The organism is Halomonas sp. 707D4, from assembly GCF_024158685.1.
Taxonomy (GTDB): Bacteria; Pseudomonadota; Gammaproteobacteria; order Pseudomonadales; family Halomonadaceae; genus Vreelandella.
The window spans coordinates 1-10,175 of record NZ_JAMZBD010000060.1; the positions used below are offsets into that span (position 1 = coordinate 1).

The 10,175-nt window shown below is 68.0% G+C and carries 6 protein-coding genes; 3 read left to right on the forward strand and 3 right to left on the reverse strand.

The genetic code is table 11. The features are described from left to right. On the reverse strand, window positions 1-1,421 hold a 1,421-nt coding region (locus BIS11_RS04315; protein WP_253585764.1), incomplete at its 3' end, for a circularly permuted type 2 ATP-grasp protein. A gap of 139 nt (window positions 1,422-1,560) precedes the next feature. Then, window positions 1,561-4,911, reverse strand: a complete 3,351-nt coding sequence (locus BIS11_RS04320; RefSeq protein WP_253418705.1) for a DUF2126 domain-containing protein — start codon at window positions 4,909-4,911, stop codon at window positions 1,561-1,563. A gap of 252 nt (window positions 4,912-5,163) precedes the next feature. Between BIS11_RS04320 and BIS11_RS04325 the strand changes: the two genes are divergently transcribed. Together BIS11_RS04325 and BIS11_RS04330 are read left to right on the forward strand one after the other, a co-directional pair. Further along, complete coding sequence (locus tag BIS11_RS04325) at window positions 5,164-6,672, forward strand: circularly permuted type 2 ATP-grasp protein (RefSeq protein ID WP_253418708.1); 1,509 nt, start codon at window positions 5,164-5,166, stop codon at window positions 6,670-6,672. Next, entirely contained in the window at window positions 6,653-7,657 is a 1,005-nt protein-coding gene (locus tag BIS11_RS04330; protein ID WP_253418710.1) for an alpha-E domain-containing protein, read from the forward strand. The genes BIS11_RS04325 and BIS11_RS04330 overlap by 20 nt, the downstream gene beginning before the upstream one ends. Here BIS11_RS04330 and BIS11_RS04335 read toward each other — a convergent pair. Next, window positions 7,624-8,712: a putative zinc-binding metallopeptidase gene (locus BIS11_RS04335; RefSeq protein ID WP_253418713.1), complete on the reverse strand. Its 1,089-nt coding sequence runs from the start codon at window positions 8,710-8,712 to the stop codon at window positions 7,624-7,626. The two genes, BIS11_RS04330 and BIS11_RS04335, sit on opposite strands and share 34 nt — an antisense overlap. Window positions 8,713-9,016: 304 nt before the next feature. On the opposite strand from BIS11_RS04335, the gene mmsA reads away from it, so the two are divergent. Next, window positions 9,017-10,175 (forward strand): CoA-acylating methylmalonate-semialdehyde dehydrogenase (mmsA, locus tag BIS11_RS04340; RefSeq protein ID WP_253585765.1); only part of this gene is annotated, 1,159 nt, incomplete at its 3' end.

Genomic DNA, 10,175 nt, shown 5'->3' on the forward strand with positions numbered 1-10,175 from the left:
TACTCCATCAGCCGTAGCAGCGCCTCGCGCAGCAGCCGCGCGCGGCTATCCAGGCGCTCGCCGTAGCGACCCAGCCAGAACATGCTCTCCGCCACGCGGCTGGGCAGGTCCTCGCCGTCGCGGGTCACCACGATCGGCCCGCGCGCCTGCTTGAGCTGGCTGACGTGAGGCTGGGCGGTGGAAGCGGTCACCCACACGTCCTTCACCACCGGGCTTGCCAGTGACGGCGAGCCGGGAGCGCCCTGCCAGCAAAGCCCGCCGGGCATCACCACGACGTCGTCGCCGGTGTCTTGGCCCGCGCGGCGCGGCGAGCGCGCCACGAAGCAGCGCAGGTTGAAGGTCGCGGGGGTGAGTCGGGCCAGCGTCTCGTCGAACATCGGCAAGGTCGCCGAGAGGGTGGTAGGCGTGGCCGCGGGCAACAGCAGCGGCTCGTTGAGCAGGCGCTCGCACAGCGTCGGCAGGTAGTCGGCCAGGGCGGGGGTCTCGAGCACGCCGACGCCCAAGGCGTTCGAGAGCGCCACGCCGCCGGTGCGCGCGGTCTGCAGAAGCCCCGGCACGCCGAGGGCGGAGTCGGCCTTGAGTTCCAGCGGGTCGCAGTCCGCGTCCGCGCAGTGGCGCAGCACCACGTCCACCGGCTTGAGCCCGCCCAGGGTGCGCAGCCACAGCTGGCCGTCGCGGGCCACCATGTCCGGCCCTTCGGCGAGGGTCAGGTTGAGGTAGTTGGCGAGATAGGCGTGCTCGAAGTAGCGCGGGCTCTGCGGCCCCGGGGTCAGCAGTACCACGGTGGGGTTGTCGCGGTGCTGGTAGGCAAGCAGCGTGAGGGTACGGTGGTGGGTGTCGAGGAAGCTCGCCAGACGCTTGAGCGGGGCGTTGCGGTACATCTGCGGCAGCGCGCGTGCCATCAAAATACGGTTCTCGAGCGCGAAGCCGGTGCCGGAGGGCGCCTGCAGGCGGTCGCCGATCGCGCGCCACTGCCCTTCGGCGTCGAGGATGACGTCCACGCCGTGGTAGTTGATCGGCGTGTGCTCGCGCGGCTGGGCGCCGTGGCAGGGCAGCAGGAAGTTCGGCGAGGCGAGCAGCGCCTGGGTGGGCAGAAGCCCTTCGTCGAACAGCGTGCGCGGCCCGTAGATGTCGCGATAGAGCGCGTTGAACAGGCGCGTGCGCTGGGCAAGGCCCGCCTCCAGCGCGTGCCACCGGGACTGGTCGATCACCCAGGGCAGCGGGTCGAGCCGCCAGGCACGTCGCTGGGTGTCGTCGTGCATGTTGAAGATGACGCCGTTCTCGGCCAGCAGGCCGTTGATCTCCTCTTGCTGCTGAAGACGGCCCGGCTCGCCGAGGGCGTCGAGGCAGTTCAAGAGCTCCTGCCAGCCCGGGCGCAGCCGGCCCTGGCGGTCCACCAGGGTGTCGAATCGTGCGGGCACTCCATTGCCTAGCTGTTGAAGATATCCCTCGACGAGCCCGGTAGGGCTTGGCAAGGGCGTCACAGAGGCGGTCATACGTGTCGTCCTGGGTAGCAAAGGGCGCTGGCGCCCGGGTGGTTCAAATGACGGTATCAGGGTGTCAGTGGGGCCGCCAACGCAGATCCAGCGTCAGCGGAAGCTCGAGACTCGCGCGCTCCTCGACCGGCGCCTGGTGGCCGTGGGTGTGGCCACCGGTCGCGAAGCGGCCAAGTCGGCGCGCCTCGGCCTCGAAGGCGTTCACCGGGAAGGTTTCGAAGCTGCGCCCGGTCGGGTGCACCACGTGGTAGGTGCAGCCGGCCACCGCACGCTGGTTCCAGGTGTCGATGACGTCGAAGACCAGAGGGGCGTGCACCGGGATCTGCGGATGCAGCGCCGAGGGCGGCTGCCAGGCGCGGTAGCGCACCCCGGCCACCGCTTCGCCGTTTCGGCCGGTCGCGGTGAGCGGCACGCGCCGGCCGTTGCAGGTCACCACGTAGCGCTCGCCGCTCATGCCGCGCACCTTGACCTCGAGGCGCTCCACCGAGGAGTCGACGTAGCGCGCGGTGCCGGAAGCGGTGGCCTCCTCGCCGAGCACGTGCCAGGGCTCGATCGCCTGGCGCAGCTCGAGCTCCAGCATCGGGGTGTGCAGGCGCCCGTGGACGGGAAAGCGAAACTCGCGAAACGGCGCGAACCACTCGAGCTCGAAGTCGAAGCCGTGGTGGCGCAGGTCGCCCAGCACGTCATCGAGGTCTTCCCACAGGTAGTGGGGCAGCATCCAGCGATCCTGCAGGGCGCTGCCCCAGCGCACCGGCTTGGCCCGGTAGGGCGTCTTCCAGAGCCTGGCCACCAGCGCGCGGATCAGAAGCGTCTGCATCAGGGCGAGCCGGGCATGCGGCGGCATCTCGAAGCCGCGCAGCTCCAGAAGCCCGAGCCGGCCGGTGTCGCTGTCCGGCGAGTAGAGCTTGTCGATGCAGAACTCCGCGCGGTGGGTGTTGCCGGTCAGATCGGTCAAGAGGTGGCGCAGCAGGCGATCCACCAGCCAGGGCCTGGTGACCTCGCCCACGGGCATCTGCTGCAGGGCGATCTCGAGCTCGTAGAGCGCCTCGTGGCGCGCTTCGTCGACCCGGGGCGCCTGGCTCGTGGGGCCGATGAACAAACCCGAAAAGAGATACGAAAGGCTCGGGTGGTGCTGCCAGTAGGTCACCAGGCTCGCCAGCAGGTCCGGGCGGCGCAGGAAGGGGGAGTCCTCCGGGGTGGCACCGCCGAGCGTCACGTGGTTGCCGCCGCCGGTGCCGGTGTGGCGCCCGTCGAGCATGAACTTCTCGGTGCCGAGCCGCGACAGACGCGCTTCTTCGTAGAGCCGCTCGGTCTGGGCCACCAGGGCCTTCCAGCTCGCCGCCGGCATGACGTTGACCTCGATCACCCCCGGGTCCGGCGTCACCATGAAGCTTTGAAGGCGCGGGTCGCGCGGCGGCGGGTAGCCTTCGAGCATCACCGGGCAATCGAGCTCCTCGGCGCAGGCCTCGATGCTGCCGAGCAGGTCCAGGTAGTGCTCGAGGTGCGTCAGCGGCGGCAGGAAGACGTGCAGGCGTCCGTCGCGGGGCTCGACGCACAGGCTGGTGTGCACTATCGCGTCGTGGCGATCCTCCTCGGCGCCGGGCTGCTGCTGGACGGATTCGCCTTCGGGATGGCGGGCGCTTGGGTGCAGGCTGTGGCCGTGGCGCTCGGCAGGGCTTGCGCGGCGCTGCTCGGCGTGGCGCCGCGCCACTTCGCCGTGAATATCGCCGAGGGCGGCGCGCGGGGCGAACAGCGACGCCGGCTGCGGCGACTCGGCGGGGTCCGTCCAGGGCAGCGCCGAGAGCGGCAGGCGAAGCCCCATGGGCGAGTCGCCGGGCACCAGGTAGAGATGATCACGCTTGAGGGGCCAGCGCCCGCTCTCCCAGCGGTGGTGGTGGGCGATGGAGTGACGCAGCGGCAAAGCGTAGCCGACCACCGCGCCCAGGTCGCGCTCCAGAAGCCGGGCCAGACGGCGGCGCTCGGCGTCATCCTTCAGGTTGGCCTGGCGCGGGTCGACGTCCACCGGCAGGGTCTGCTCCTTCCACAGGTAGTAGTAGGCGTCCTCGAAGGCCGGGATCCAGTGGCGCGGCGCCACCCCCAGCCGCTCGGCAAGCGCCTGGGCGAAGCGTTTCGCCAGGGCCTCGTCGGCCTGCACCGCCGGGGCGCCGTCGCTGCTGGCGAGCCAGCGCGGGTCGCGCCATAAAGGTTCGCCATCCTTGCGCCAGTAGCAGGCCAGCGCCCAGCGCGGCAGCGGCTCGCCGGGGTACCACTTGCCCTGCTGCTGCTGGACCACCCCGCCTTGGGCGAAGGCGGCCTGCAGCCGGGTCAGGAGCACCTCGGCGCGCTCGCGCTTGTGCTCGCCAAGTGCATCCGTATTCCACTGTGGGCTCTCCATGTCGTCGATGGAGACGAAGGTGGGCTCGCCGCCCATGGTCAGGCGCACGTCCTGCGCATCGAGCGCCGCGTCGACGCGCTCGCCCAGCGCCAGGATGCGCGTCCACTGGGCCTCGGAGTAGGGCCGCGTGACGCGGGCGTCCTCGTGAATGCGCTCGACGCGCATCTCGACGTCGAAGCTGACCTCGCACTTGTCGGAAAAGCCGCTGATCGCCGCCGCGCTCCCGGTGGTCGGGGTAGCGGCCAGCGGAATGTGGCCTTCGCCGGCGAACAGCCCCGAGGTCGGGTCGAGCCCTACCCAGCCGGCGCCGGGCAGAAACACCTCGGTCCAGGCGTGCAGGTCGGTGAAGTCGACCTCGGTGCCGCTCGGGCCATCCAGCGCCTTGACGTCCGGGGCGAGCTGGATGAGATAGCCCGAGACGAAGCGCGCCGCCAGCCCCAGGTGGCGAAAGATCTGCACCAGAAGCCAGGCGCTGTCGCGACACGAGCCGCTGGCGAGCGTCAGCGTCTCTTCACAGCTCTGCACGCCGGGCTCCATGCGCACTAGGTAGCCGATGTCCTGTTGCAGGCGCTGGTTGAGGGCGACCAGAAAGTCCACGCTGGGCGTCGGGGTGCGGTCCACCTGGGCGATCCACTCGGTGAGCCGGGGGCCGGCTTCGGTCACTTCCAGATACGGCGAAAGCTCGCGGGCAAGCGACTCCGGGTAGGCGAAGGGAATCGTCTGGGCGATATCGTCGAGAAAGAAATCGAACGGGTTGATCACCGTCATCGGGGCGATCAGCTCGACGGCGAGGGTGAGCTCGCGGCGCGGCTCGGGAAACACGATGCGCGCGTTGAAGTTGCCGAACGGGTCCTGCTGCCAGTTCAGGAAGTGATCGGTGCCGGAGACGTCGAGGGAGTAGGAGTCGATGTGCGTGCGACAGTGCGGCGCCGGACGCAGGCGTACCACGTGGGGTGACAGACGCACGGGGCGGTCGAAGCGATAGGTGGTACGGTGAGTCAGGGCGACGCGAATGGTCATGGGCCATCCTCGGGTGGGCGGGTATCCCGACCAGTGATGGAGGCGTAGGGGCCGGCGAGCTCGCGGCGCCGGGTACGCGGCATGGGGGAAGTATCGCCCTACTGGGCGTTTTTTGCAGCACAATTCATGCCGGATGTGGACTGGCGATAAAGAACGTTAAATGCCGGGTGCAAGATCAAGGGGCGTTTGAAGAAGATCCTCCTACACTGGGTTTAACGGACCCGTGTCCCCCGCCGCGCCAGGAGAGCGCCCATGAGCCAAGTGAACTGGAATCAATACGCCTGCCGCGACTACTTCGACGAGCTCATCGCCGCCCCCGGACAGCCCCGCGCCTCGGCCGACGAACTTTGCAGCATGCTGGCGCGCTTCAGCGCCGAGGAGCTCGCCGAGCGCAAGACCGCCGCCGATATCGCCATTCGCACCATGGGCATCACCTTCACGGTCTACTCCGAAGGCACCATGATCGACCGCGCCTGGCCCTTCGACATCGTGCCGAGGATCATCTCGGCCCGGGAGTGGCGCAAGACCGAAGCGGGGCTCAAGCAGCGGGTCAAGGCGCTGAACCTGTTCATCGACGATCTCTACCACGATCAGAAAGTGGTCAAGGACAAGGTATTGCCCGCCGAGGTGCTGGCGCAGTCGGCCAACTTCCGCCCCCAGTGCGTGGGGATCGACCCGCCCCACGGGGTCTGGGCGCACATCTGCGGTTCGGACCTGGTGCGCGGCGCCGACGGCACGCTCTACGTGCTGGAGGACAACCTGCGCATCCCCTCGGGCGTCTCCTACATGCTCGAGAACCGCAACGTCACCAAGCGGGTGCTGCCGGAGCTCTTCGCCTCCGGCAAGATCCTGCCGGTGGACGACTACGTTGCCCAGCTCTACGACATGCTGGCGGCGATGTCGCCACGCCCGGGGGACGATCCGCAGATCGTGGTGCTCACGCCGGGCATCTACAATTCCGCCTACTTCGAGCACGCCTACCTCGCCCAGCAGATGGGCGTGGAGCTGGTGCAGGGCAGCGACCTGCTGGTCGACGAGCACGATGTCGTCTACATGCGCACGGTGGAAGGGCGCCGCCGGGTCGACGTGATCTATCGCCGGGTGGACGACGAGTTCCTCGACCCCGAGGTCTTCAACCCGCACTCGGTGCTGGGCGTGGCCGGGCTGATGCGCGCCTGGCGCGCGGGCAACGTGGCGCTGGCCAACGCCCCGGGCGCAGGCGTTGCCGACGACAAGGTGGTCTACGCCTTCGTGCCGGAGCTGATTCGCTACTATCTCGACGAGGAGCCGCTTCTGCCCAACGTGCCGAGCTATCTGTGCATGTTCGAGGATGATCGCCGGTACGTGCTGGAGCACCTGGACGAGTTGGTGGTCAAGCCGGCCAACGAATCCGGCGGCTACGGCATGCTGATCGGCCCGCGCTCGACGAAAGAGACCCGCGAGGAGTTCGCCCGGCTGATCGAGGCCAACCCGCGCAACTACATGGCCCAGCCGACCATCGCGCTCTCCACCACGCCCACGCTCGCCGGCGGCTTGCCGCAGCCGCGCCACGTCGATTTGCGCCCGTTCATCCTCTCGGGGCCGGACATCCACGTCACCACCGGCGGGCTCACCCGGGTGGCGCTGGTGGAGGGCTCCTTGGTGGTCAACTCCTCCCAGGGCGGGGGCAGCAAGGACACCTGGATCGTCGAGACCGACGAGCAGGACGTTGAGAGCGTCGAACAGGCGGGAGGTGCGCGCCATGCTGTCACGGGTCGCTGAGAATCTCTACTGGATGGCGCGCTACGTCGAGCGCGCCGAGGACACCGCGCGGCTTTTGAGCGTGAATAGTCACCTGATGCTCGATCTGCCGCGCAACCTGCCGCTGGGCTGGGCGCCGCTGATCGAGATGACCGGCACCCTCGAGGCGTTTCGCGAGCGCTTCGACACCTTCGACGAGCAGAGCGTGGTGCACTTTCTGTGCGCCGATACGCAGAATTCGAGCTCGATCCTCGCGGCGCTGGCCAGCGCCCGGGAGAACCTGCGCACCACTCGCGACGTGGTGCCGCGCGAGATCTGGGAAGAGGTCAACCATCTTTACTTGAGCGTGGCGGATCACGCCGAGAACGGGGTCAGTCCGCGCCGGCGCGACGCCTTCTTGAAGAACGTGATCCGCAGCTGCCAGACCCTGACCGGGCTGATCGAGGGCACACTCAGCCACGGCCCGGCGCGCACCTTCATCGAGCTTGGCCGCCAGCTCGAGCGCGCCGACATGACCACGCGCATTCTCGACGTGCGCTCGGCAAGCCTCTTGCCCAAGAACCCCGAGGAGCTTTTGCCCTTCGAGAACCTGCAGTGGATGAGCGTGCTGAAGTCGCTGACCGCTTACCAGATGTATCGCCAGCAGGTGCGCCTGCGCGTACGCGGCCCGGACGTGCTGCGCTTTCTGCTCCAGGACCCGCACCTGCCTCGGGCGATCGCCTGCAGCCTGGAGATCCTGGCTCACGAGCTTCAGTGGCTGCCGCGCCAGGATCGGGTTGTCGCCACGGTCGCGCTGGTGCGCGCCGACGTGATCGACGCCGATATCCAGGCGCTGGCCCACTCGCCGAGCAAACTGCACGCGTTCATCGACGAGCTGCAGGTGGGCTTCGCGCGTATCCACGACACCCTGAGCGCCACCTACTTCGTCAACAGCGAAGAGGTGCCGCGCGTCACCCAGCGCCAGGGGCAGGTTCAGGGCTTCGGTGTGGAGGAGGAGGGCGACTGAGGTGCCTCGTCGCCCTGATGGGCGGCGTGGGCAATCAGCGTATGCAGGTAGTCGAGCTTGTCGCGCACCGGCGCGGCAAGCACCGCAGGTGCCAGGTCGAGAAGCCCCATGTCGCGGTTGAGCTCGTTCACCGCCAGCCCCACCTGGTGATAGGCGGCCAGCATGCCATCGAGGGTGCCGTCGTACTCGGCGCGTGAAATGCCCATGTGCAGCGCGGTGTCCAGCACCGCCACCATGTCGAGATAGAACGCGAAGGTTTCCGCGAAATCCTCCCAGGCGTGCATGGTGGCGTAGGCGGAGATGTGCCGCTTTGCCCAGTCAAGCGGCGCGCCTTGCTGATAGTACTGCTCCAGGGCCTCGCCGTAGGTGGGGTTTTCATGATCGCCGAACACCGCCTTGCAGGCTGCCTCGTCCTGATCCTTGACCAGCAGGTCCCAGTAGTAGTGGCCCACCTCGTGGCGAAAGTGGCCGATCAGCGTGCGGTGGGACTCGTTCATGTCGACCCGCAGGCGCTCGCGCTCGACCGTGTCCGCCTCCTTGACGTTGATGGTGATGTGGCCTGCAGCGTGGCCTGTGTAGACCTTCTGCTGGCCGACCGAGCGCCAGAGCCCCTGGTCCGGCAGGGCGTCGGCCATGAACGAGAAGCTCAGCGGAAGAGCGGCGCCATCCTCCGGGGCGGCGTGGGGAAGCTTGAGCAGATCCAGGGTGTAGAACAGCCGCCGCTTGGCGGCTTCCAGCGCCGCCCAGCGCTCGCGGTTGCCCTCGATGGAGAGATCCGGGATCACCGCATTGTGCCGGCAGCAGTCGCACAGCGCATCCACGCCCTGCTCGAGCGGCACCATGCGGTTGCAGACGTTCTCCACTGCATAGTTGCGACACTTCTCGAGCAGCGCGCCGCACTCGCTGCGCGCGCAGCGGTAGCCGCCTTGCTCCAGCGGCTCGAGCGCGACGATGGCGTCGCAGCTCGGACACCAGCCCACCTCGGCCTCACAGGAGAGGCAGACGGTGTTCTCGAAGAACAGCGGATTGGCGCAGCGGCAGCTGAAGGTCTGCATGAGGCTTCCTCGTGGCGAAATCTCTCGATGGATAAGGCCGCGCCTGTGGGACGTGTCGGCGCATCCTTCGCAGCATAGTCAGGCGCGCCGGGTATGGAAACGGCTATTTTAAAGCTCGCTGGGTCGATTGACGTTTACGTCAACTTGTTGCTATATCTTGAGCGTCCGGGCGCTCGGAAAAGCGGCAAACAACCTAGACAACGCCGCAGGAGCGCTTTTCTCGAAGCGATGACACTCTCGAAGTGACAGCAATCTCGACGCAATAAAAATCTCAAAGCAATAACAACGTACCAGGAGAGACGCCGTGGCCGTGCGCGACATTCCCCTTTTCATCGACGGCAAGCCCGTCGCCTCCCGAACCGATCAGTGGCGTGACGTGGTGAATCCCGCGACCCAGGAGGTCGTCGCCCGGGTGCCGATGTGCCCCGCCGACGAGGTCGAGCGCGCCATCGAAAGCGCCCGGCAGGCGTTTGGCGAGTGGCGCAAGACGCCGCTCAACAAGCGCATGCGCATCATGATGAAGCTCGCCGCCTTGATCCGCGAGCACACCGGGGAGCTCGCCGCGCTGATCACCGAGGAGCACGGCAAGACCTTGCCGGACGCCGAGGGCGAGGTCGGCCGCGGGCTCGAGGTCGTGGAGCACGCCTGCTCGATCACCTCGCTGCAGCTCGGTGAAGTGGCCGAGAACGCGGCAAGCGAGGTCGACGTCTACACCCTGCATCAGCCGCTCGGCGTGGGCGCGGGCATCACCGCCTTCAACTTCCCGATCATGCTGCCGTGCTTCATGTTTCCGCTGGCGATCGCCACCGGCAACACCTTCGTGCTCAAGCCCTCGGAGCAGGACCCGAGCTCGACCATGCGCCTGGTCGAGCTCGCCCACGAGGCCGGCGTGCCGCCGGGCGTGCTCAACGTGGTCCACGGCGGGCCGGAGGTGGCCAACCAGCTCGCCGACGACACCCGTATCAAGGCGCTGTCGTTCATCGGCTCCTCCCGCGTCGGGGCGCTCTTGTACGAACGGGCCGCGAAAGCGGGCAAGCGCATGCAGGCGATGATGGGGGCCAAGAACCACTGCGTGGTGATGCCGGACGCCAACAGGAGCCAGGCGATCAATAGCCTGCTGGGCTCCGCCTTCGGCGCGGCGGGCCAGCGCTGCATGGCCAACTCCGTGGTGGTGCTGGTGGGCGAGGCGCGGGCGTGGCTGGACGAGCTGGTCGAGGGCGCACGCGGCATGCGCGCCGGTTCCGGCACCCAGCGCGAGGCGGATCTCGGCCCGCTGGTGTCGCCCCAGGCGAAGGCGCGGGTCGAAGGGCTGATTGCCCAGGGCGAGCGCGAAGGCGCGACGCTTGAACTCGATGGGCGCGGCTATCAGGTGGAGGGTTATTCTGAAGGCAACTTCGTCGGCCCGACACTGTTCTCCAACGTCACCGCCGAGATGCAGATCTACCGGGAGGAGATCTTCGGCC